The sequence below is a fragment of the Blastopirellula marina genome (assembly GCF_002967765.1).
Classification (GTDB): domain Bacteria; phylum Planctomycetota; class Planctomycetia; order Pirellulales; family Pirellulaceae; genus Bremerella; species Bremerella marina_A.
Window position 1 is genome coordinate 720,265 of the sequence record NZ_PUHY01000010.1, and the last position, 24,132, is coordinate 744,396.

Consider the following 24,132-nt stretch of genomic DNA (forward strand, 5'->3'; position numbering starts at 1 on the left):
TTGAAATATCATTTTCTAATCATCGACGATTCTCCTGAGGATCGAAATGTGGTTGTTTCGGCTTTACGCCGAGACATCGATGTCCGCTACCGCTTTACTGAAGCGGCGACCGGTGCAGATGGCCTGGAGAAGATTGCCACCCTCGGATCGGAAATCGATTTGGTCTTCCTCGACTATCGCTTGCCCGATATGGATGCGCGACGTTTCGTTGAATTGTTGCTGGGGGATTCGACCATTCCACCAGTCCCGATCGTGCTCGTGACCGGCAGTATTGGGACCGATCGCTTCGACAAGTCATTCCTCGAAAAGGGCGTACAAGACTTCTTTGGCAAGTCGCAAATCACCGCCGAGATTTTGCCGCGGATCGCGATCAATGCAATCGAGCGTCATAAGCTTCTACTGAAGGTTGTTGAGAGCGAACGGAAAGCGGAACAGGCGATGATCATGGCCGATCAGGCCAATCGCTCGAAGTCGCAGTTTCTGACATCGCTCAGCCACGAACTGCGAACGCCGCTTACCGCGATCATCGGCTTCGCTGAGATCTTGCAGCAAGACCTCCATGCCGAGGACGCTGCGAAGATGCTCGACATGATCGCCAACAGTGGCGAGCATTTGCTAGAACTGCTGAACGACCTTTTGGACATTGCCAAGGTCGAAGCGGGTAAGTTGGAAGTGGAATCGTCCCCGACCGATGTCTGCCGGTTGATCGACTCGGCGTGCGAACTGCTGAAGTATCGTGCAACGGAGAGCGGCTTGCAATTCCGCTGGGAAACGCCGCAAAACTGCCCTCCGCAGTTGATGATCGATCCTGTTCGCGTGCGACAGATTCTGATCAATCTGCTAACGAACGCGATCAAGTTCACCGATCACGGCAGTATCCATTGTCAGTCCGAGTACAACTATGCTCGCGAGAAACTGTGGATTCGTGTGACCGACACAGGCCCAGGCATCTTGCCTGACGTGGTCGAGCGAATCTTCACGCCGTTCGATCAGGGACCAGCCACTCGCGAGAAAAAGTTGCTTGGCATCGGTTTAGGATTGGCGATCAGTCGCCAGTTGGCCAACTTGATGGGCGGCTTCTTAAGATTGGAGGAGACCTCGGAGAACGGCTCGACGTTTCTGCTCGAGATCGATGCACCGGAATGTGCACCTTCCAGCCAGGAGACTGTCCCGGCCCATGTCCAGACCGAAGCAAAGCCGTCTAGCGACAACTGGGACAAGCTTTCGATTTTGATTGCGGAGGATGTCGACGCGAACCGTTACCTCTTGAAGAAGGTCTTCGCACGATTCGGTATCGAACCGGAATTCGCCAAGGATGGCCGGGAAGCATGCGATAGCGTGTTTGCTCGTAGTTCCCCGTACGACTTGATCGTAATGGATATGCAGATGCCGGTTATGGATGGTTACGAGGCAACCGCCTTGCTAAAGGCACGAGAAGTCGAAACCCCCGTGATCGCCCTGACGGCAGCTGCCTTAAGCAACGATGTCGAACGCTGCCTATCGGTAGGCTGTAATCAGGTGCTGGTCAAACCGGTAAGCGTCAAGCAGTTGCAGACGCTGCTGATGGATTACTTCGGTTAGAGTCGTAAACAGCAGAAGTAAGTTCGCGTCAATCTACGTTGGCTTACGGATTGTCCATCGACCTTACGAGGCGTTCTCTTCCGCAATCATTTCCGCGGCATGCTTGACCAGCTTGATCCGCTTGGCACTGGCTTGTTTCTGAAGCTCACGGAACGCTTCGCTTTCATTGAGCTCCATCTTCCCCATGAGAATCCCTTTGGCCTTTTCGATCGTCTTACGGTCCTCAAGAGCCTGTTTCAGATCGCGATTCTCTTCCTTGAGCGACTCGAACTGCTGAAACCGTTCCAGCACCAGGTAGATGGTCGGTTTGATCTGATCGGTATCGATTGGCTCGACCAGGTAGGCCATAACGTGGTCCTTCAAGGCCTTCTCGACGTCCAACAACGATTCCTTCGGTGTGATCACAATCGCTGGTGTAGGATCAAGATGGCTTATCGCGATTAACGCATGAATCGCCTCGCCGTCGTCGAGTTCAATACCCGAGATAATCAGATCCGGAGGCGTCGGCGTCCCGGTCTCAAGCAATTGCTTCGTAGACGAACAGATGGACCGCAATCGAAATCCCATCTCCGCAACAAGATCGCTCACGCATTGCCGGATTTCCTCGGAGCGATGAGCTATGACTATTTCAATTTGTTCTGGTTCAATCTTCATGAAGGATCAGTGAAAGCTGCCGGCCAAGTGAAGAGAATTAAGGCTAAAAAAAGGCTACTGACTGCCGCCTTCTGGCACAAGCCCTCCTTTGTTTTCGATTCGCTAATGCAACGTTTCACTCCGCTCGAGGAATGTTCTCGTGGCTAAAAATCTATCGTGGTTTGCCATCCCCTTAGCTGTTCAGCGATAATCCGGTGGAGGTATTCGCAATCTCACTTGTTTGATTTATCGCAGGAAAGTTTCCATGTTATCGAATCTACGGCTTAACAGCTTCTGGCCCGTAATATGGCTGATTACCTCGATCGCCACCGCTGCTGAACCCAACAGAGATGATGCAGCCCAACAGAAGATTCTTACGGGCTTGGCCGACCGCGATCCTGAAGTGATCCGACAGACGCTCGACAAAATCCAATTCATCGGACCGACACGACTACGACCGTTCAAAGATGCCTTGATCCCATTGGTCGGCAATCCAGAAGCGTCGAATTTCCGCACCGCCATCGAGTTGCTAGCCGAGATTGGTCCGGACGCCATCGACGCGTTGCCAGCGATTGAACCTCATTTGGCTAATCCATCACCCGAGATTCGCTTATACACGGCCGAAGCCGTTTGGCGAATTGGAGGACGGTCCAAGCAAGCATCCGCAGTCCTGGTTGACCTGTTGCAAGCCAAGACAATCGATCCGAAAAACCCCAAGGACGATACGTGGTTCCGCGATGCGATTGCCACTCGGCTGCGTTGGATCGGACTGGAAGCGGGTTCCGAGATCGAACGATTGCTTCAACTCACAAGTGATCCGCGGGACGACATCCGCCAGTACGCTTTATCAATCCTTGGTTCCTTGGGCCCAAGTTACCGAGCTGAAACCGAGAAGCAACTGACAGCCTCGCTGCAAGATCCAATTCCTCAGGTTCGTTTGGCAGCAGCAACAAGCTTGGCAGAAGTCGATGCTCGGCTCGATCAAGCCGTTGCCGTACTCATCGAACTTGCCAAGCAAGAAGTTCCCGCTTCGCCGCAAGCCGAACGAGACGTTTGGGCTGAGAACTATGTCCCCAGTTCGGCGATTCAAGTTCTCGGCGAATGGGAAGCCGACGCGATACCAGCCGTTCCAATATTGGCCAAACTACTGAAGTCGAACGTACTGGCCGTTCGACTGGAAGCAGCCACGGCCTTGGGGCGTATAGGCTCGCCTGCCCGAGAGGCAATTCCCGCGTTGTCGGCTGCGATGCAGGAAACGGAGTACCACAGCATGCCGTTCGTACACCAAGCATGGTGCGTCGGAGAGAATGCGGCGAAAAGCCTCGGCCAAATTGGCTTGCCGGCGGTCGCTTCCCTAACCGAAGCCTTGAAAGACAAGGACCCAACCATCCGAGCTTGGGCCACGAGCGCGCTGGGCGAAATCCCGATTGCGGCGCCGCAAACGGTCGGCCCACTAAGCGAACGATTAAGTGACGAGAACGCATACGTACGGCTGAAAGCCATCAAGGCACTCGGCAAGCTAGGACCAGCCGCGGTTGGGGCATCCCCGCAGTTGGCGAGATTACTACTAAGCGAACTCGACATCACGACGTTCTCCTCTGGATCGGGCATCGGGCAGAATCATTCCACTAGCGAAGCGGCCTGGGAGACGTTGGTAAAGCTCAATCCGTCGGCAGAACAAATCATCCCGCCGCTCGTCGAAGGTCTTCAGAATGCGGAGAGCATTTCGTACGCAGCTATCTGTGCACTGCGCGAGTATCCCGACGCGAGCGAGGCAACCAAAGAACCACTACAGCGACTACTGAAACAGCCAAAGTCACGCGTTGCCGCAGCTTGCGCGCTCGCTTTTGTCGATCCAGCAAATGCCGAAATCCAATCGATCTTGGAGGAAGCGGTCTTTGACGAGGAGGAGTCGACCTTTTTGGCTGCTCTCGGCCTGGAACAACTCGCCTCATCGGGAAAAACCTTCGACTCCGACTTCCGTCAACGACTGTTAGTGCACTCCCAACAGCATTTCAGGCCGCAATTTTCCCTCGCCGTTTACCGACTCCTTCCCGATCATCCTGAGGCAACGCAGCGTCTGGCCGAGGTCATTGTTAATGCGCATTCCCTATTCGACGCCAACGCGAGACGCGAAGCAACGCAAACACTGCCAGGGCTGATTCGACGTCATCCATCGCTTAAACAAGCTTTCTCTTCATATCTGAACTTCACTGAGCCCCCGTCCGACGATCAAGTTGAATGGGAACGCATCCAGCACCAAACGCACATACGTCTTCAAGCGACTGCCTACCTGTTATTCGCGCGAGTCGATTTAGACCAGGTGATGAATAGCCTGAATAAACTGGCCAACGAAAATGAAGCCTACAAGGTGATCGAGGTACTAACCAAAGATCTGCCCGTTCCGGCGGAAGCCGTTCCACTGCTCACGAACTTGTTGGAAAACAACGAGTACTATATCGTCAACGGCGACTTCTACGGTAACGGCGGTGAAGGGCGTGTGGTGGGAGACCGAGCCGCGCGGGTCTTAGTCCAACATGGCGCGAAAGATGCATTGATTACCAAAATCAATCACTCCGACGCACGCGTTCGTAAACGCGTTGTCGCCGCCTTGGGTCAGCTTGTCGAGGCATCTTCGCTCGATGCGATTTCGCCTCATCTGGCAGATCGTGATTACGAAGTGCGAGCTGCTTCCGTGATTGCCTTAGGGCGAATCGGCCAGACTCACCCCATGTTGCAAGAACGAATCGCGCCGCTCCTTCGCCAGGCTAAAGAAGACCGACGACGCGTCGTGCGTGAAGCAGCCACGCAAGCCCAAGCCGCCTTCACGGCGACGAGCAACCGGCAAGAAACAACGGGAACCGGCGCTGCCAAGTAGTGTTGGGGACTTCTAGGCAGGACCGCCGGTTCCGCGAGGAATTGGGGCAACGGCAGTGTAGGGCCGTTGCTTCTAATCATGACGACAAAGCATGGTGTCCATCTGCTCCTTCATCGTATGAGCGAGCTCTCCCAAATCGTGACTGGCGACGTAGGCCTGCCCCATGCCTACGACCGCCGTCTGCAACAGTTCGTCAATTGCCTTCAGCCGCTGATTGATCGTTTGGGTTTGCTCGACCGTGGTATCCATGCTGCCGCGAGCACTGTTCGAGCTTGCGACCACGTTCCGAACTTCCTCGCTAAGCGTCATCGCGGACCGACCTTGCTCTTGGGTGACTTCCGCGAGCAAATCGGTCGCACTGAGAATTTGCTGGAATAGCTCCACGACATGTGTTGTCGACTTGGTAGTCGCACGCGTGGCACTTTGAATTGCCTCAATCCGATTCTCGATCCCTTCAATCGCACTGCTGGTTTGCTGAGCCAACTGCTTCACTTCAGTGGCCACCACGGCGAATCCACGTCCCGCTTCACCAGCCCGGCTTGCTTCGATCGTGGCATTCAGGCTCAGCAGATGGGTTTGATCGGCGATATCACGAATCAGTCCAACCACATCACCGATTTCCGTCGCCGCCGTTTCCAACCGACCGATTTGCTTCGAGTTATTCGAGACAATCTCGGAAGCGGACTGGGTTGTCTTCGATGCTTGATTGGCCTGCATCGTGGCATTTGCCATGTCATCGACCAGTCGTTGAATCGATTTCGAGGCGGATTGGAGTGACTCGGATACCATCGAGATCGAACCGGAGGCTCCGCGAATGCCTTCGAACATCGACGCGACATCGCGCGTGATCTCTTTACTTTGATTCTGCGATCGCGTGATGTCCTCTTTCACCGATTCCGCGTTGCGTGAGAGCTCTTCCCCGGCCGAGGCCAGGCTGCTGGAACTGGACGAACAGAGATCTCCCGCACTGTCCAGCCGTGTGAGAACCTGGTTGAAGCTGTCTGCGATCTCTCCCAATTCTCCTTCCATGACCGGCAAACGGTCGTGCAAGCTGGCTTCGCCGGTGGCAATTTTGCGGATCGCCCGAACCAACGCCGCCGTACGTTTGGCAATGGTGCGGGCCGTGTGATAACCGATACCACCGACAAGCAAGATTGCGAATCCACATACAATCATCGCCATGGTCAAACGAAAGAGCTGAGTTTGAGCGGCTTCGTTGGCCTGGTTCTCGATTTCTTGACCTAGGTCTAGTTGAATCTTGCGATAGTCACCAAGGCGAGACGTTTGAACTTGCCACCACTCCGTAGGATCGATCTCGAATCGATCGTCATCCTTGGCGGATGTAACCGAGTCAGCAATCTCGGCGGCGCGGACCGCATGTGGTGCCTTTCGATTTGCTTGAAGGGTTTCCAAGACCGGTGGTGAAACGAGCGACTCGAAATGCAGGAGATGCTCTTCCTGGGCACGCTGCAAATCGGCGATCTTGCGGCGGAGTGCTGTATCGGCTTGCTTGGCGGCCAATGCTTGGGAGACGCGAGCCCGCTCGAGTCCGGCGTATTCCTTTGCCAAGGCCAACATCTCAGTCGCCAGCAGCGTTTTGATCAGATGACCATCGTGCGTGGTTCGCGCACAAGCAATCGTGCGATTCAGATTGTCTTGAATGAAGTTGGTATAATCCTTCAAGATTGGCCCCGCCTCATGCAATGCGTCAACCTTGGTTCGGGCTGCGGTGATCTTGGCTTGCCAGTCGCGGATTTCTTGGAGATCGTCCGCCTCGACTAGCCCAGCAGTAACTCCTTCGTCGAGACCGGAATCAAGTCGCTGGAAGACACCATCGGTCAGTTGACGCTGCTTCTTCAATTGGTCGACAAATGCGGTCCCTCCGCCGGCGATGTAACCAGCACTCAGGCCACGCTCTTTTTGCAACTCGTGGGTGAGATCGGAGAGATAGGTCGCCACCGCAACAATCGCCGGGCCTTGTTTGGCTTCCTGGTAAGCTTCCCAGCAATGGCTAATTTGGCAATAGGCGAGCATCAGCGTCGGTACGACGGCCGCACCTACCAAGAACCACAACCGCCGACCAATGGTGAAATTCCAACGCATCAGACCTGCCCCTAGGAATCCTTGAATCGAAAAACGACCTCCAACGCTACGTCGATTCAAAGTTCTAGCCCCGCGACCGGCTAGTATCAGCGAAGCCTTGCGGAGGTCCGCATGCGCCTTAATCGGTACAAATGGAAAGGTCACTTGGTGCGTTTAGGGTCGCTGCGCGTACCCGCAGGGGATCGGAAAAACGTACCGTTTTGCTCCTGAATTCCGCGTGATCAGCTTGCCCCTTTGCCAAGGGGCAGGAGATGGAAAGAGGCTCGCCCAAGAGACCGTGATCGACGCTATTTCGGATCAGCTTTCAGGGCGTCGCGAATCGAGCGGACGGCTTGATCGGCCAAGATTTTGTAAGCGGGGCTGTTCCAATGAAAGCTATCGCCGCGGGCCAGTTCGCGTTTGTCGACCAGCAAGGCATAGAAGTCGTTGATCGGCACATGCAGTTCATCCATCACCTCCGCGGCCAATCGATTGTGTTCGACGATGACAGGATCGATTTTCGGTTCGAGCTCTTTAGGGTTTCCTTTCACCGTCACAGGCGTGCTACTAGCCCAGATCAGTTTCGCTTCCGGGAACTTGGCTCGAATAACTTCGACATACTCGCGTGTGAGTGGTTTGAACGTTCCCTCTTTGATACGGCCTTCTTGCCAACCATGCAGGCCCATGTTGAAGTGGACCACATCGTACGGTCCATGCTCAAGCACCTCCTCCAACAGTTTGTTGAGGTGCTTTGATTGATGATGCGGATTAATCCAGCAATCGACGTACGCTTCGCCGCTCAGGTCGTTGATGACCTGCTTTCGGTAGCCGTTGAGAATTGAATCGCCAACCAATAACACACGAGGACGATCTTGATCGACCACTTTCGCTCGATCCAATCCCCAACCTTTGCCATCGGAATGAAGCCGTTCGTCCTTTTCGACCGGCGCCGATTTCCCCTCTTCGGCCTGGACGGAATGAGTGCCTACCAATAGCAACATCAAGGCAACGGCGAATCGACTAGCAGACAAGCGATGACCGATCATAAGTAGGATCTCCGATCTCAGGGCGGGGCAGGGGAATCAGGCGGGAATCTTCCTAGCGTAATGTGGCTGGCAGCTAATGTACAGAAACGTATGTTCCCCCCAGTTTTGCGCCGTACGGAGACTCTTCTGCGCAAGAATGACTTGGGATGCGATTACGCACCGTCTATCATCGAAGTTTCTCACTCCGCGTATCGCTTCCGTCCAACCACATCCGAGGTGACTCTGTGGCTCTTTCCCTTTGGCGAATATTATGGCTTGGCCTGTTAGGAATGATTGGCGTTTCACTCGTTTCGGAGTCCCGATCGATGCTGCATGCGGAACCTAACGTCGAAAGCACGAAAACGACCAGTTCGCCGGAGCTCCGTAATCTGCTGATGCCTTTGATCGAGAAGCATCGAGGAGACGTCGGAGTCGTCATCAAGCATGTCCCCAGCGGCGAGATGTTTTCCTACCAAGCGGATCAGCCAATGTCGACGGCCAGCTTAATCAAGCTGCCGCTGCTGATGGCCACCTACGAAAAAGTGCACGCCGGTGATACGTCGCTCGATTCGATGATCACTCTGGAAGAGTCCGACAAAGTCCCCGGCTCAGGCATCCTGACCAAACACTTCTCGCCAGGTTTAACGCTGAGTCTGAGGGATGCGATTCAGCTGATGGTCGCTTATTCTGACAATACGGCGACCAACCTGGTGATCGACGAAGTGGGGCTCGACACGACCAATGCATTGATGAAGAAGCTTGAATGTGGCGAGACACGCTTGAATTCGAAGGTCTTCCGCCGTGATACTTCGAACGACATGGAACGCAGCAAAGCATTTGGTCTCGGCAGCACTTCGGCCAACGACATGCTGGTGATGTTAACCGCACTTCACGACCGTTCGTTTGTCGACAAGGCAACGTCGGATCAAATCATGAAGCATCTTTACGACTGCGAAGACCGCATGAAAGCAGCCCGGTACTTGCCGGCCAGCGTGAAAGTGGCCCACAAGGGAGGTTCCGTCAATGCAGCCAGAACGGACGCAGGCATCATCGACCTGCCCGAAGGAAAGGGATCGATCCTCTTCTGCATTTTGACGATGAACAACAAGGACGAAAGCTGGACCGACGAAAACGAAGGCGATGTGCTTTCTGCCGACATCGGAAAGTCAGTGTACGACTACTTCATGAAGAAAGAGTAGAGACGTTGCCCTTGGCGGAGCTTAAATCTGGTTCACCTTGGCCACACACTGGTCAAGATAACTACGACCACGGTTGATTTCATCGGTCGTCTCTTTGGCGGTTGGCAGAATGGGGATACCGCGGGGGACTGGGTGCATAAAGACTTCGGTCCAGCCTTGATAGTTGATTTCGGCCAGGGCTTCGATCATCGGTTGGAAATCGAGCGATCCGCGCCCAGGCATTTGCAGAAGTTGCTGTTCGGTCGGCATTGGCTTGTGGCATCCGTTGCCATGTTCCCAGGCGTAAAACATGATCAGCCCTTCTTGCAAATCACGAATTAGTTGCGCGAGCTGCTGCGGATCTTGCGGTAAATGATAGGGTGCCAGAGCAATCGCCAGGTTCTTTGACGGTCGCAGTTCGAGCAGCCACTTCAAGGAGTCCGGTTCGAAGATCAGATTGTTGGCGTGATTCTCAATGGCAATTGTCACGCCGGTTTCTTCGGCGACTTCCAGGTGCGGCTTCATCTTCTCGAGAAAATCGGCGACCGCTTTCTTCAGATCGCTGCCTTGCAAGTCTTTGGGACCCGATCCGCCGGTGACCATCAACTGACAGCCAAAACGTTGGGCAAAACGCATTTCGTCCTGCAAGCCAAACGGTCCGAGCTTGTACTGCGTGATGCAGCCCAGCGTGACGTCGTTTTCCTTCAGCATCGCGGCAAACTGATCGGCACCCAACTCGTCGATCTGCTCGCGCTGGTCGCCGTGCACTTTCGGCCAAACATCGATCGTCTTCGCCCCGATCTTTTTTGCCTCAGGCAAGATCTCAGCCAGCGGCAGGTAGCCGTACATGCAGGAAGGGAGCATGTAGTTCAACTGAAATTTTTTGGTGCCGTCCGCGTGGCCCGCTGACCAGAGCCCAGCACCGATTGCGCCAGCAGCCAAGGCATGAAACGTACGTCGATTGATGGCAGGGTTTGGCATGATGGAACCACCACAAAGTTGAGACTACGCGACTTCGAAACCAGCACGTTGTTCGCGAGCCAAATGGGTGTTGGCTTCGCTGTCACCGACGAACTGCTCGCTCTTCGGATCCCAGGTCAGTTTCCGGCCAAGCTTCATCGCGATATTCCCCAAATGGCACGTGCTGACACTACGATGTTGGCTCTCGATGTCCGAGATCGGCAACTTGCGACTCGCGACACAATCGAAGAAGTTGCCCATGTGATTGATGATCGCATCGAGCTTGCCGGCTCGTTCCGGTCGATCGAGATTGTCATTGTTGTAGACCTGGAAGTCCGCGCGAGGGAGCGGTTTCTCGGTCGGGGCACCCTCCAGCGAGCCACGGTTCACGAACAAGCGTCCCTTATCGCCGGTGAACATCACGCCGTTGCGACCTTCGTCCGCCACCGTCATTTCAACGCCATTGTCGAGCTTATAGCGAACATGGTAATCGATCGCGACGTTGTAGCCATCAGTGACGTTTGGCATCTTGGCGGTACCTTCAATTTCAACCGGAAGACCGCCAGCTCCCCATTGGCCAATATCGATGTGGTGAGCTCCCCAGTCGGTCATTTGCCCGCCGCTGTATTCGTACCACCAGCGGAATGTGTAGTGCGATCGTTCGGGGATGTAAGCCACGTCGGGCGTTTGTCCTTGCCACAAGTTCCAGTTGAACGTTTTGGGAACGGGCTTTACCTCGAACGGCCCGCCGGTCTTGTTTTTGCCTAGCACGATGTCGACCTTCTGCAGGTTGCCAACCCAGCCTTGGCGAACCATCTCGACCGCAGTACGGAAGCGATGATCGCTGCGCTGCCATGAACCGACTTGAACGACGCGGCCTGTCTCTTTCACGACCTTGCGCAGCGTCTTACCTTCGTCGATTGTTAGCGTCAGTGGCTTCTCGCAGTAAACATCCTTACCGGCACGACAGGCGTCGATCACCATCTTCGAATGCCAATGATCAGGCGTTCCGATCATGACCACGTCGACATCATCGCGTGCCAGCAGGTCTTGGTAATCTTCCATCAATGCTGACTTGCCACCAAAATCGCCGTTGGCTTTCTCCAGGATCTCGCGATCGACATCGGCCAAGGCCACAATATCGCCGTGCGCTGTGGCCTTCTCGGTGATGACCGAACCTTGATACCGCAAGCCAATCGCCCCGACGCCCAGCCGCGCGTTGACATCACGCGGCTTCTCGGCAACGGTGGAAGAAGTGACCGCACCAAACACCATCGCGGAAGACGCGGCGGCAGAAACGTGGGTCATCCATTGACGACGGCTCACATGACCATTGGGCATGGCAAGTTCCAATCGAATCAGGGCAGGGTAGGGAGGTGGGAAGCGGGACGGATGAGGATCGGACCGGTGTAATTGATCCGAGGCTTGGAAGGTGGCCAGGATTGCCACTTGCCCCATCGTCACCTCTTGAGAAACGAGATGCAAGAGAAGTTTTGGGATAACGACGATTCGTCTTTGACGATTACGCCGCCCCCCAGACGCGTACGACCAGGCGGCATGAGAAGTTGCTTCACGGCGTGAAAGATTCTGCCTCGATCCGAGGAACGTTTACCCCGAGCAGATCCAGCTTAGCATTCCGAGGCCAACCACGAGGATCACCGCAGCACCCATGCAACCGGTGGCCTTGGGCAGTTGCTCGCCGTCGGCAATCATTTTGGCTTGGATAGCATCGACCTGATCTTTGGCTTCTTTCAAACCACAGCCAGACTCTTCACGAAGGAGTTTGATGGCCTGGATCTTTTGACCTTCGCGGAGCAGCTTCTTAATGTCTTCCAGCGACGATGGTTCTTCTGACATGGCTTCCTTCCGGCAAGAACGAAAAAAGGTGCCCCCCAGTCTGAGGAGCACCTTTAGTTTAGGTCATTTTCAATGGAATTGTTGAGGTCGGACGCAAAACGTAATAGGAATGGAATTGAGTGCGGCGCGTCGCAGCGATTTACGAGCCGACCCACCTGGTTAGGGGCTCGGAGCGACTTTGGCCCAATCACTCAGACGCTGAGATTTATTGGTCTCGAAGTCGTGGAATTCCAGACGCAGCTTGACCAGTTGTTGGTCCATCCAGGTATCTAGCTCCATATAAGGAGCCAGGCCTACCATGATGTGGGCCCCATCCCGATCGCGTGCGTCCTCCAGCTTGATCTGCATGGTATCGAAAAGCGATTCGTTCATTAGCGAACTCCCGGGGGGAAAGTTCACTACATTCCCTGTAGCTGACGGCAACGTATCCTGCGTTGCACTGCTCTTAGTCTGTTCGTTTAGACGCAATTGGAGAGTACTCCGTTCGCGTCTTTGCCTAGGTTAAGTGAAAAAGGGCCTGCGTTGCAATACGACTAATGCAAAAAAACATGTCGCAAAACGGCGATAGCGTGGGATAAACTCACACGACCCGGAGCTTTCGGTGTAATTATTACAACCCGAACCGGTAAATCATGCGTTCTAGCGGTGCTATCGCGGCCTCTTTTAAGCAATTCGCTGTGGGTGGGAATTTATGAGTAGGCTGTGGGCCGCATCTTGGTTCCGCGCTTGATTAGCGATTAGCTCTACCTTCTTTAACGTGGTAAACGAAGGTTTGGTTTCCTATAAAGATGCCATATTTTGGAGAATTGTTCGGAGTTCGCCTCATATTTTCTCAAGTTTCGTTGGCTCGGGGCCGCAATTGCGATTGAGCCAGATCTGCGATTCGCGTACTCTCGGGCTCGTTTGCCTGGCGGATTATCAAAATTTTTCGTCTGGCGATGCATGCCAACGTTTTTTGGCAAACCATTTGCATAGAGCAGTCGTATCGATTGTGTCAAACGCAAGGCAGTATTTCACCGCCGAGCACCCTCGAAACGCCAGTCATAACCGGATCAACCGGAACGAGTTGCCTGGCAGGACGAGTTTTCCCGGTCGGTGACGTTGCCAGGGACTGCATAATGAGACCGAGTCAGAACTAGCTGATCCTTGAGTGCTAGCAAGTCGATAAGAAGGGTACTTCCTGACAATCACTTCGCCGTGAGTCACTTGCTTCACACGGATGGGCTATACCTGACACGGAATGCGGCTACATGGAAGACGCCAATGAACTATATTTGCGAGGTAGGGAAACTGCCTCCCGATGCTAGTCTGAGCGAATCAGGCCAGTTGAGACGGGAAAACCCAGACCTCCGATTCCGGTCATGAATTTACGGGACGCCCGCTTAAAGCCGACCCAATTAACCCACAGCTTGAGCACCAAGACGTCCAAAGGGAGTAGGATTTACCATGCATATTAATGGCCCAACCGCAGTCCACCCGGCCCAACCCATCCAAGGTCCTCACCGCAGCCAACAAGCTACGGCGATCGACCAACGTTCGCAGTTTGATACTGTGGATGAACTCGATATCTCGCACGAAGCCGACTTCGCCAGCCAGGTGAAGGACATTCCGGATATTCGCGCGGATCGTGTTGCTCAGATTAAGGCCCAAATCGCCGATGGGACTTACCTGACCGATGACAAGCTTGACTTGGCTTTGGAGCGTCTGCTCGACGAAATCGGTTAAGTAGCAACTGCTTACGCTCAGATAGAGAACCCACGCCGCGGTCAGTTTTTTCCTCAGGGAGAAACTGACCGTTTTTTCGTGGGGGAAACCAATCTGGCAAATTGTCGGATGGGGGTTGTACCCAGGCGACTTTGGCCTAGAATTCCATATTGAGACTGATAGCCACGGTTATTGCGTATCCCTTTACTCCGCAACCAGATAGCAATAGCAACTCAGTCTCAATAAAGCGGAAGCCCTTATTGTTCCTATTGAGACCCGTATGTCTGATTCGTTTGCGTTGGAAGCCGTTGACGTCGCGTTATCCCCGATGGAACGGTTTGAAGAATATCTGAAGAGTAAAGGAAAGCGGATCACGCAGCCGCGCCGTATTCTGATCGAACATGTCTTCAGCCATCACGAGCATTTCGATGCCGATGCCTTGATCGACGAACTTTCCCACCAAAGTAAGGGTTCTGACCGTGTTAGCCGCCCGACGGTTTATCGCACGCTGAACGAATTGGTGGAATCTGGCCTTCTGCGGAAGATGGAGATCGGCGGCCGAGCTGTTTACGAGCACGACTACGGCTACCCAGATCACGATCATCTTTATTGCACTCAGTGTCAGAACCTGATCGAATTTCAAAGTGCCGAGCTGAAAGAACTCCGCGATCAGGTTGCCCGCCTGCACCAGTTCCGTGCGACAGGACACCGTTTCATCATCAACGGCGTCTGCGACGAATGCCAGAAGAAGTCACGCCGGAAGAAGCGGCGGATCGATTTGATTTGATGATTGATCGTTTGTCGTGTGCAGTATTCCGCAAGAACTGCGAATTGGCAATTTCAACCAAATTCAATTGGTAGCTTGTTTAACACTTCGCCCGCTTCACCCTAACCCTCTCCCACGCAGGCGGTGGAGAGGGGACAAGAGATAGGGCATTTCGTACGCTACTTAGGGCGTTTCTCACGCCACGCTCTAAACCTTCAGCTCTTCGTTTTCCAGCGAGAGATTCGGGTAGCGATCGCGGATTGGTTGAATGACGTCGGCCAGGAAGTCGTCCACTTGTTCCGGGGCGCGACCGACGTATTGCAGTGGTTCCAGGACCGCTTCGGCGTCGAACTCCGGGAAGGCTGGATCTTGCTTCAGGCGGTCGAGTAGGTCATTCGAGAGCCCTTCATTCTTGATCCGTGCCCCGGCATTACGTGAATGAACGCGGATCTTTTCGTGTAGATCTTGGCGATCACCTCCCGCGGCAACGGCTGCCATCATCAAGTTTTCGGTCGCCATGAACGGCAACTCTTCGGCCAGATGACGGCGAATCAGCGCCGGGTAGACGACCATCCCTTTGCAGACGTTCGCCAAAATGATCAGGATGGCGTCGATCCCCAGGAACGAAAGGGGCAAGCTCAAGCGGCGATTGGCGCTATCGTCCAACGTTCGCTCCATCCACTGTGTGGCTAATGTGTTCGCACCGTTGGCCTGATTGCTGATCACATAGCGAGCCAAACCGCAGATGCGTTCGCTTCGCATGGGATTTCGCTTGTAAGGCATCGCAGATGAGCCAATTTGATTCTCTTCGATCGGCTCTTCCACTTCGCGGCGGTGGGCCAGTATGCGGAGGTCGGTGGCGATCTTGTGGGCCGACTGGGCAATCCCGCTCAAGCAATCGAGCACCTGGCTATCGACCTTACGCGAGTAAGTTTGCCCCGTGACGGCATACAACTGATCGAAGCCCATCTTCTCGGCGACACGCTTTTCCAACTGCTTAACCTTGGCGTGATCCCCTTGAAACAGTTCGAGGAAGCTGGCCTGGGTACCGGTGGTTCCCTTAGTGCTGCGAAACCGCAATAGAGCGAGGCGATGTTCGACTTCTTCCAGGTCGAGCACCAAGTCATAACACCACAGCGTGGCACGCTTGCCGATGGTGGTCGGCTGAGCCGATTGCAGGTGCGTGAAGCCGAGGCAGGGGAGGTCGCGGTACTGCTTGGCGAAGTCGGAAAGCAGCACGATGGTGCGAACCAGCCGGTCACGAACCAGTTCCAACGATTGTCGCAACAGAATCAAGTCGGTGTTATCGGTAACGAAGCAGCTAGTCGCCCCGAGGTGGATGATCGGCTTGGCAACGGGAGCAGCCTCGGCGAATGTTTCGACGTGTGCCATCACATCGTGCCGGCGGCTCTTTTCGTGCTTTGCGGCCAGGTCGAAATCGATATCGTCCAGATGAGCTCGCATCGCTTCAAGCTGGTCGTCACCGATCGTCAGCCCGAGTTCCTGTTCCGCCTCGGCCAAGGCCAACCACAAACGACGCCAGGTCGAATGCTTTTTCTGGGGACTCCACAGAAAGCTCATATCTCGCGAGGCATACCGAGAGATCAACGGGTTTTCGTATTGTTCGTGCGACACGTGGCAATTCCCTGTGGGGGCTCGAATTAGCGTTACAATCGCTTGATTTTAGCGTAAGATCAACCGTTTCGGCAGGGCCTGACGAGCGATCGCGGGACAAGAAATCGACGGTAGAGACGAATAAGAAATAATCGACTCCGCGTTGTCGTCTCAGAGGATCCGATGTTAGGTAGAATCCCCACCTTTCTCTTGACCACATGTTTGTTGATGGTCGTGATTTTGGTCGTTTCGATTCCTTGGAGCGATCTTCTCAAACTGCACAGAAAACGTTTCTCAATCCGTCACCTGCTCGGCGTAGTCGCTTTGCTGGGCACCTTGCTAGGGCTCGCCCGGTATTTGTTTCCTCAAGAGAACCCGATTGCCGCGATGACCATTTCCGGAATGATGCTTTCGATGGCTTTCGTGCTATTCAGTCTGGCGTGGTATTTCTTACGAACCGTTTTCCAACCGAACGCCAGCAACCTGCGTGATCGCTGGCGCGACCCGAATTGGAACCGAGATAATTTACCGCAAGCACCTACATGTTCGTCAAATCATCCACCGCGTGATTCCCCACCAGGCGATCGAGCGCCGCGGCCAGTTGTGGGGCGAGGGACGGATCCTGAGCGTAGATCCGGCAGATCAAGCGGCTGACCGGTAGCGAGCGGAAGATCTTGTCGGTGGTCAGTTCCTTGATCTTCTTCTGGGCCGAATCATAAAGGAAGTTTTGGTGATCGCTTGGCCCACGGGTATTGGGGCGGAAGACGGTTCGGTTCAGCGCGATCTTCAACGGAATATCTTTTAGCTCGGCCGGCAACACATCGCGGATAGCGGCGACGGCAAAGCTTTCGCTGCGGAAGATGGTCGTCTCTTGGCTGTCACCTTCGTCGAACCGGAGGGAACGTTCGCAGATGAAACGCCACGGAATGTTTCGGCTGAGCAGTTCGTTCCACTTTCGGCCGATTTCGGCTTGCTCTGGATCGTTCGAATGACGCCAGCGCGGGGCATCGACCAGCAAGCTGAACTCGGTGAATCCTTGATAGGCTTCGAGGTGCTCGATGGGGTTGCCTGGCAGCAGCCACGGTTTGCTGGCAGCGAATAGGTCTTCCAAGGTTTTGTCGATAGCAATGACTTCACGATGGAAGTAGACGGTTTGAAACAGTTCAGCGCGAACATTCATGAACCGGATCAGCGCGGCCATCCCACGCTCGTGAATTGTCAGACCTTTTTCCGTAAAAAAGCTGTAACGAATCAGACGCTCTAAATCGTACGACTGCTGGCTGTAGCCAGTCATGTAGGCATCGCGGAGCACGAAGTCCATGTTGTCGATCGTGTAGATCCCACACAGGAGACTCCGCAGAAAGACTAACCACTGCGGTCGGTTCGCCGCATCGCCTGCTTGCGGTCGTTGGATCATCCAGGCGATTTGCTCCGGGTCGAGGTGCTCGGCTTCTTCCATTTGCGAAAACGGGTTTCGCCGCAGCTTGGTCAACATTTCGCCCAGTTGGGTGCGAATGATATGCGCGCCCAGCGATTCATGGGTTAAGCCGTAGCCTTGCAGGTAGTGACTGTCGAAGAAGTGCCCGAACGGTCCATGGCCGACATCGTGCAAGAGGCCTGCCATGCGGAGGAGCGATTCGACATAGCCACGGGAAGGGGCATCAGGACAAACCGATTTCAGACTGGGATACAGCTGGGTCACCATTTGGCTGGCCAGATGCATCACCCCCATGATGTGCTGAAAGCGGGTGTGCTCGGCCGTCGGATAGACCCACCAGGCAGTCTGCAGTTGATGGATTTGGCGCATTCGTTGCAGCCAAGGGTGGTCGATAATATCCCGCTCGGTCACTTCATCGGGCGAATCACCTTCCGAAACAAAGGGAACATATCCATGGATGGGGTCGTAACAGAGACTTTCAGCGGCAAATTTGTCCAGATTCACCCTTACTCCTTTGGGTTGAACGGGCCAATGAGGCTAGCAGAGCTTGCACCAGATTCGCTAGTTTCGCAGAATCAAGGGAATTCGTTAATTGGTATAACCGTTACATTCTACGGAAATCTATAGCTGTCTCGCTGGTGAATGTGCGGAACCTGGGTAGTTCCGAGTTTGGAATTTTAGCCCCACTAGCCGATAGAAATAGCACCTCGGATTTTCCCGAATGTACGTCAGGCAACCCTTTGGGGAAATCCGCATTACTTCAGGCGGAGGAGTTTTCATAGTGATCGTAACATTACGCTGGGCCCGATTCGTCTTACTCGCCGCGGGTATGTTGACTCTTGCTCAGCAACAAATTGAAGCTGCCCCCAAAGCAGCCACCGTCCTTCCGCAGACCACCAAGAGTTACGTCTCGATCCCTGACTACGATCAGGCATCGGCAAATTTCGACGAAACTCAAATCGGTAAGCTGATGGCCGATCCGGTTATGAAGCCGTTCACCGATGACCTGAAAGCCCAGATCAAGCAAAAGCTGATCGCTGGTGGGGTGAAGCTCGGCATCACATTGGAAGATCTTAAGGACGTTTATGCTGGCGAAATCTGCTTCGCTAACGATCAGCCTAACGGCGAGAAGTCGGATGGCGTCGTGCTGACGGTGGACGTCACCGGAAAGCAAGCTCAGGTCAATGCCTTGCTGGCCAAGATCACCCAAAACCAGATTGCCAACGGTGCCAAGGAATCGAAAACCAACATCGCCGGCGTTCAGGTCACCAAGTTTGACCTGCCCAAAGAACCAGGCGAAATCGGCCCGCAAGAAGCCTATTATGTTGTCCAGCAAGATCTGTTGGTTGCTACGGATTCGCTGCCGACGCTGACCTACATCCTGGAAGCGATCGCCGCAGCCAAAAACGACAACCTAGCTTCGCTAGAATCGTTCCAAGCGGTGCTTAAACGTGCTGCCACCGGTCGCATTGTCGATAGCTACGACTTCGAATGGTTCGTTGAACCGTTTGGCTACGCGGAAGTGGTTCGCTCGCAACAGGGTGGTCGGAAGAAGCGTGGTACCGACATGCTGCACTTGCTGCGAAACCAAGGTTTCGACGCCGTGAAGGGCCTAGGAGGTTATGTCACGTTCATCGTCAAGAAGCCCAACCTTGAAGGCGAACTGGTCCACAGCTCGTTTATCTACGCTCCCCAAGATCCGAACGCCGAAGCGGGAGATCGTTTCCGTTTGGGTGCTCGCGTTTTGGAATTCCCTAACGACAAAGCCTTCGCTCCGTACGACTGGGTGCCTGGCAAGTTGGCGACCTTCCTCGACTTCCGTTGGGACATCCAAGCGGCGTTCCAGTACAGTGAAACAATTGTCAACGAATACGCCGATGACGAGATTTTCGACGAACTGATCGATAGCTTGAAGACGGACCCAGCTGGTCCCAAAGTCGACGTCGTCAATCAGATTGTCAAACATTTGGACACGAAGGTCTGCATGATGGTGGACGTGAAGCAGCCGGTCACGCCGCAATCGGAACAACGCTTGGTCGCCGTGCATTTGTTAAATGCTCAGCCAGTCAAAGATGCGATCACGCAGATCATGGAACAAGATCCCAACGCAGAGAATCACCCCGTCGGCGACAAGTACGACATCTGGGAAATCCATGAAGAAGAAGAGGAAATCCCCACGCTGGTCATCAGTGGTCCTGGCTTCCCTGATTCGATGGTGGTGAATCACCAATTCGCTTCGCAGCAGGCTGGCCCGAAAGTTCCGAATGCTTCGGTCGCCGTGATGGACGACTGGTTGTTCTTTGCCAACAACAAGGAAGTCATTCGCAAGGCGATCGAAACGCGCCTGGCTGGTCCAAACGCAACCTTGTTAGCGAATGCCCCTGATTATCAGCGGATTGATGCCGCTCTGTCAGAAGTTGGCAGTGGGGTCGATAGCTTCCGTCACTTTGTCCGTACCGATGAAGCTGCCCGCGTCACGTACGAGTTGATGCAACAAGGCAAGATGCCAGAGTCGGAATCGGCCTTGGGCAAGGTGATCAACCAACTGTGGAGCCTTGGCCAGGAAGACGAAACGGTCACGCGAGAACAGGAAATCGATGCCAGCAAGTTGCCTCCTTTCGCTCAAGTGGAAGGCTACCTCGGCCCATCCGGCTCGTACGCCCGGACGGAAAAGGATGGCTGGTTTGTTTCTGGCTTGATGCTGAAGAAATGAAACTCAGCCGGCATTTGAAAACTCAGAAGAAGCCTCGGTTCGCCGAGGCTTTTTTCGTACGAATTGGTGTAAGCCAGATTCAGAACTGGTAACTTGAAGGCCACGCATCTACCGCAATCGCCCTGGCTTTTCTCATCCGGTAATCTGACATGCAACCTTCTTGGATCACGAAACTTGAAAGCCACTTTGGGGCGACGCTTCCATCGGCCCTCGCAGCGCGATACGAAGCTGGCGACGGCGAGCATAATCAGGTCGAGGCGTTTCGTTTAATGTCCGCCGCAGATGTCATCCGTATCGAAAAACAATTCTCCCAAGATCGCGACTTGCTGGGAGGCGTTCCGTTTTTTGAGGATGCCGACGGAAACTTTGCTCTCGTTCACCTGACGGGGCCTTTGGCCAGCAGAGTTTCTTTCATCGAAGACGGAATTCTGGAACACGTCGCCTATCGCTCGGTCGATAACTTTCTGTCTCACGTCGGCAAGCTGTCGGATCACGACGCTTGGTGGGAAATGGAAACGGACTACCTTCACCTGGTCCGGCCGTTCGATCGCCAACGTCTGCCCACCACTGCCGAGCGAGAAGCGGACCTCGCAGCCGTGAACCGCCTCGACACACTGTGGAAGAAACGTCAACAGGACGTTGCCTTCGATCGGGACATGAACGACACCGTGTACCTACGAAACTTGATCGCGTTAACGCCGATTGATCAATACGAGAGTTTGCGGCCATACTGGAGTGGCCCCGCGGCCGATCCTTTTGCCGTTGCCTGGCTAGGATGTGTCGGGAACGACGCCGTCCTCCCGCCACTGCAAGAGATCGTCGAAGAAGGGAGGCAGCCGATCGTTTACATGGCGCTCTCTTGGCTCGGCACGGATGCAGCCAAACAGACCCTTGGTGCCGCGGCACCAACCTGTCCGGCAGGGCACAATGAACATCTCGCCCGTTGTTTGAAGGATCTCAACTTCCCGGTGCGTCACGAGATCAACGCAAAAGGGCAACATCGCTATTTATTTCTCTCAGACGCAGTGGCCTGGCAAGTTATCGGTAGCAACCACCAGTTGCCGCGATCAGACGAACCAGCGACCGTCATGGCCGAGAAGGTCAACCAGTTTGGCATCACGATTGAAATTGCCTTGACGCCTGCCAGCTTGCAGGAAATCAAGCGACAAATCGAAACGGCCAACCAGCCAGACAAGTGCTGGGTACGGCTTCAGTTCATTCATAAATTGAGCGCTGTGTATGGCCGCCGCTTGGCACTCAAAGCGACGCACTTAATTCCGCGCAATGCGATCAAGCTCGAGTCCCCCCAACTTCGCCTGGCAATTGATGCAGAAACCTGGGAAGAGTTCGACGGGGAAGGGCGGTTCGGCACTTCTGGCTGGCGCGAGCTGACGTACACGTTCGACCACGTGATGAACGAAGCAGGCGGCTACGAGTTCGTCTGGCTACCATCGCGCTCGCTTCCTGGGGAATAGCCAATCGCCGTGGAAACTTGATTTAGCTGCGGCCGTGGCCCTTCTGGGAAACGGTCAAGCAGGAATTCTCGCAGTTCGTGAGGTACTTGGAGCGACGTGGTCCAGGCGCCAACTATTTGAGGGCTTCCTTTCGACAGGATCGTATGGGGTTTGATCATCATGACGATGCGGTCCTCTGAGAACTGGCTCTTGCGAATCGTAATGTCGTCCCAATGAATCATTTGAAATGCGCCGCGAACGATTCCTTTCTCAAAGAACTCGGTCGCCCCGAGGCTGCGTCCCCAAAACAGTTGGGTAACCGTCGATCCGCTAAAGAACGCAAGTTGCGCATAAAACGGGGTTATCGCAATCGGGGCGGCTTCTCCGTTGATCGAAAACGTCACTAATACGGCCACGGTCAACTGCAATAGAGCAAAGGCCAGCAACGTAGTTCCGCTCACGATCTTCGGCCAGTGTTTTCCAGGAATAGCTCCCGGGTAACCCATACCGATCCGTTTGCCGAGATACTTGATGATCTGTACGCGGCGAACGGAATAATACCCGATTGTGGCTCCCGTGATCGCCACTTGCATGACGAACATCCCCAGAAAGACAAGGTGCCGCCCAGGTTCAATCGCCCGAATCAGCGGCGCTGCCAACGCGCAGAAGAACGCTATCGCGGTCATCACCCATAACAAGTGAAGCAACTGAAACTGGTAGCGCGAATCACGCGACTCAAGCGTGTCGTCGGTAAACAGCGGATCAGATTCTGCCGACTCGCTCATTCGATGTCCCACTCATCCGGTTTTGGTATTGGCTCGAATCGCTGATTTTCGTCCATCAAATCGACGTATTCAACGAGAAGGCTGCGAAGACTTTCGGAGATTTCGACTTCGTAGATTCGTGTGAGCGGCGATCCTTTCGGTGTGTAGGTGATGACCGTTAATCTTTGTGAAACACTTGGCCACCACTTTAGCCGAACTTGCTGCCAGGGGACGAACTGGATTGAGTTGACGATGATCCCGTTCTCGAAAAACTCGATCGCTTTCGCCATGTGCCCGAAACGTACCCTAGCGAAGTTCCTTCCACTATTCCAAGGCATCCACATGGTCAACAAATAGAACAACAAGCCAAACGGAGCGCAAGAAATCACCATTAGGGCAGCAAATGACTGAATGACGATGATGAGCGAGATGCTGACAAAGCCAACAATAATGCGCGGCCAGAACCACCAAACGCGTCCCCCCATCGAAATACCTAGCCACTTCTTTCCTTGGTTGATGGCATTGCGTCGGGCACGCGATTGATTGGCTACGGAAATCAGAAAGACGGCCATCTGGATGGCAATTCCTCCGGCCATGACCAGCTGAAAGAACCAGGGCATGTGCGGCAAAATCGGTCGAACCATCGCGAAGAGAATCGCAAACCATCCCACGAGCCCGATCATATCACTCAGGTAAAAACCAGTCGGATCAAACTCCGCTTTGCGCGGCTCGCCAAGCTGCTGGTCCTCTTCCAGTGTGAAAGGATCGCCTGGCGAAGCGTTCATGCCGCTTCCCCATGGTGAGCCAACAAATAGGCCCGCAGCTTTTCGTCGACTTGCACTGTCGAAGTGGTCCCCATAATCGAATTTGGTTGAGCTTTCATCACCATGACCAGGCGATCCTCGGCCATTTGACTGGGGCGGAGCACGACGTTTGACCAAGGGACCAGGTGAAAACTGGCCGGCACGACACCTTGCTCAAAGAACTCGGTCGTCCCAGGCGTCCTTCCCCAGCGAAATTGCGACAACATCGTGCCGCCATAGATACCAAGCTGAATCTGTTGCAGCATCAGATACCAAGGAAAATCGTCCATGGTCAGAAACAGCGTCACAACAAACTGCATCACGGAAAAGACGACCATCATCCCGAGGCTGATTGCTTGTGGCAAGAACTTACCAGGGAGTTTTCCGTTGTATCCCAAGCCAATCCGTTTCCCGGCCCCAAGCAGCATTCGCTGGCGTCGGCTCGAGGCATGAAAAATCGTCCCTGCCATTACCACTGCCTGGACGAGGAAGATGATCAATACCGGCAATCGGTTTTCGGCAATCATCATCCGAAATAGCGGAGCCAGGACTGCGCAGACAATCGCCACGATCGTCATGCCGACCATCAAGTCGAACAGACGAAACTGGTGCGGCTTCTCATCAACCGTTTCCAGTTCGATCTCAGGGCCGGGCTCAGACGTCATGCAGCTAAACTTTCGGT

General features: G+C 54.3%; 19 protein-coding genes. 7 read left to right on the forward strand and 12 right to left on the reverse strand.

The window, feature by feature from the left end:
• A complete protein-coding gene (locus C5Y83_RS14075; RefSeq protein WP_105330363.1) occupies nt 1-1,581 on the forward strand; it encodes a hybrid sensor histidine kinase/response regulator in 1,581 nt (526 codons plus the stop codon).
• 63 nt (nt 1,582-1,644) lie between these two features.
• Here the strand turns inward: C5Y83_RS14075 and C5Y83_RS14080 are convergent, their stop codons facing one another.
• Nucleotides 1,645-2,235 (reverse strand): ANTAR domain-containing response regulator, encoded by a 591-nt coding sequence (locus C5Y83_RS14080; RefSeq protein WP_105330364.1) that lies wholly within the window; start codon nt 2,233-2,235, stop codon nt 1,645-1,647.
• Nucleotides 2,236-2,479: 244 nt separating this feature from the next.
• On the opposite strand from C5Y83_RS14080, the gene C5Y83_RS14085 reads away from it, so the two are divergent.
• Nucleotides 2,480-5,092 (forward strand): HEAT repeat domain-containing protein, encoded by a 2,613-nt coding sequence (locus C5Y83_RS14085; protein ID WP_105330365.1) that lies wholly within the window; start codon nt 2,480-2,482, stop codon nt 5,090-5,092.
• Between the two features lie 72 nt (nt 5,093-5,164).
• Here the strand turns inward: C5Y83_RS14085 and C5Y83_RS14090 are convergent, their stop codons facing one another.
• Both C5Y83_RS14090 and C5Y83_RS14095 read right to left on the reverse strand, forming a co-directional pair.
• A complete protein-coding gene (locus tag C5Y83_RS14090) occupies nt 5,165-7,195 on the reverse strand; it encodes a methyl-accepting chemotaxis protein (RefSeq protein ID WP_105330366.1) in 2,031 nt (676 codons plus the stop codon).
• Between the two features lie 287 nt (nt 7,196-7,482).
• On the reverse strand, nt 7,483-8,220 hold the full coding sequence (locus C5Y83_RS14095) for an SGNH/GDSL hydrolase family protein (protein WP_105330367.1): 738 nt from the start codon (nt 8,218-8,220) through the stop codon (nt 7,483-7,485).
• 146 nt (nt 8,221-8,366) lie between these two features.
• Here C5Y83_RS14095 and C5Y83_RS14100 point away from each other — a divergent pair, with 146 nt between their 5' ends.
• A complete protein-coding gene (locus tag C5Y83_RS14100) occupies nt 8,367-9,398 on the forward strand; it encodes a serine hydrolase (RefSeq protein ID WP_105330368.1) in 1,032 nt (343 codons plus the stop codon).
• A gap of 21 nt (nt 9,399-9,419) precedes the next feature.
• Here C5Y83_RS14100 and C5Y83_RS14105 read toward each other — a convergent pair whose 3' ends face one another.
• From C5Y83_RS14105 to C5Y83_RS14120, 4 genes are all read right to left on the reverse strand, one after another.
• Complete coding sequence (locus C5Y83_RS14105; RefSeq protein WP_105330369.1) at nt 9,420-10,358, reverse strand: sugar phosphate isomerase/epimerase family protein; 939 nt, start codon at nt 10,356-10,358, stop codon at nt 9,420-9,422.
• Between the two features lie 24 nt (nt 10,359-10,382).
• Nucleotides 10,383-11,795: a Gfo/Idh/MocA family protein gene (locus C5Y83_RS14110; protein ID WP_233207224.1), complete on the reverse strand. Its 1,413-nt coding sequence runs from the start codon at nt 11,793-11,795 to the stop codon at nt 10,383-10,385.
• A gap of 150 nt (nt 11,796-11,945) precedes the next feature.
• On the reverse strand, nt 11,946-12,194 hold the full coding sequence (locus tag C5Y83_RS14115; protein WP_105330370.1) for a ribosomal protein L7/L12: 249 nt from the start codon (nt 12,192-12,194) through the stop codon (nt 11,946-11,948).
• A 159-nt stretch (nt 12,195-12,353) separates the two neighbouring features.
• On the reverse strand, nt 12,354-12,566 hold the full coding sequence (locus C5Y83_RS14120; protein WP_105330371.1) for a hypothetical protein: 213 nt from the start codon (nt 12,564-12,566) through the stop codon (nt 12,354-12,356).
• Nucleotides 12,567-13,640: 1,074 nt separating this feature from the next.
• Here C5Y83_RS14120 and C5Y83_RS14125 point away from each other — a divergent pair.
• Complete coding sequence (locus tag C5Y83_RS14125) at nt 13,641-13,919, forward strand: flagellar biosynthesis anti-sigma factor FlgM (RefSeq protein WP_105330372.1); 279 nt, start codon at nt 13,641-13,643, stop codon at nt 13,917-13,919.
• 259 nt (nt 13,920-14,178) lie between these two features.
• On the forward strand, nt 14,179-14,685 hold the full coding sequence (locus tag C5Y83_RS14130) for a Fur family transcriptional regulator (protein ID WP_105330373.1): 507 nt from the start codon (nt 14,179-14,181) through the stop codon (nt 14,683-14,685).
• Nucleotides 14,686-14,871: 186 nt separating this feature from the next.
• Here the strand turns inward: C5Y83_RS14130 and purB are convergent, their stop codons facing one another.
• Together purB and C5Y83_RS14140 are read right to left on the reverse strand one after the other, a co-directional pair.
• Nucleotides 14,872-16,299: an adenylosuccinate lyase gene (gene purB / locus C5Y83_RS14135; protein ID WP_105330374.1), complete on the reverse strand. Its 1,428-nt coding sequence runs from the start codon at nt 16,297-16,299 to the stop codon at nt 14,872-14,874.
• Between the two features lie 517 nt (nt 16,300-16,816).
• Nucleotides 16,817-18,220 (reverse strand): HD domain-containing protein, encoded by a 1,404-nt coding sequence (locus C5Y83_RS14140; protein WP_233207225.1) that lies wholly within the window; start codon nt 18,218-18,220, stop codon nt 16,817-16,819.
• Between the two features lie 277 nt (nt 18,221-18,497).
• On the opposite strand from C5Y83_RS14140, the gene C5Y83_RS14145 reads away from it, so the two are divergent.
• Both C5Y83_RS14145 and C5Y83_RS14150 read left to right on the forward strand, forming a co-directional pair.
• The gene (locus C5Y83_RS14145) at nt 18,498-20,429 is read left to right on the forward strand and encodes a hypothetical protein (protein WP_105330375.1); all 1,932 of its coding nucleotides are present in this window, start codon (nt 18,498-18,500) and stop codon (nt 20,427-20,429) included.
• A 149-nt stretch (nt 20,430-20,578) separates the two neighbouring features.
• A complete protein-coding gene (locus C5Y83_RS14150) occupies nt 20,579-21,904 on the forward strand; it encodes a hypothetical protein (protein WP_105330376.1) in 1,326 nt (441 codons plus the stop codon).
• Here C5Y83_RS14150 and C5Y83_RS14155 read toward each other — a convergent pair.
• The 3 genes from C5Y83_RS14155 to C5Y83_RS14165 are packed head-to-tail and all read right to left on the reverse strand — an operon-like array spanning nt 21,859 to nt 24,115.
• A complete protein-coding gene (locus tag C5Y83_RS14155) occupies nt 21,859-22,668 on the reverse strand; it encodes a hypothetical protein (RefSeq protein ID WP_105330377.1) in 810 nt (269 codons plus the stop codon). The two genes, C5Y83_RS14150 and C5Y83_RS14155, sit on opposite strands and share 46 nt — an antisense overlap.
• A complete protein-coding gene (locus C5Y83_RS14160) occupies nt 22,665-23,432 on the reverse strand; it encodes a hypothetical protein (protein ID WP_105330378.1) in 768 nt (255 codons plus the stop codon). The genes C5Y83_RS14155 and C5Y83_RS14160 overlap by 4 nt, the downstream gene beginning before the upstream one ends.
• The gene (locus tag C5Y83_RS14165; protein ID WP_105330379.1) at nt 23,429-24,115 is read right to left on the reverse strand and encodes a hypothetical protein; all 687 of its coding nucleotides are present in this window, start codon (nt 24,113-24,115) and stop codon (nt 23,429-23,431) included. The genes C5Y83_RS14160 and C5Y83_RS14165 overlap by 4 nt, the downstream gene beginning before the upstream one ends.
• Nucleotides 24,116-24,132: the final 17 nt, after the last annotated feature.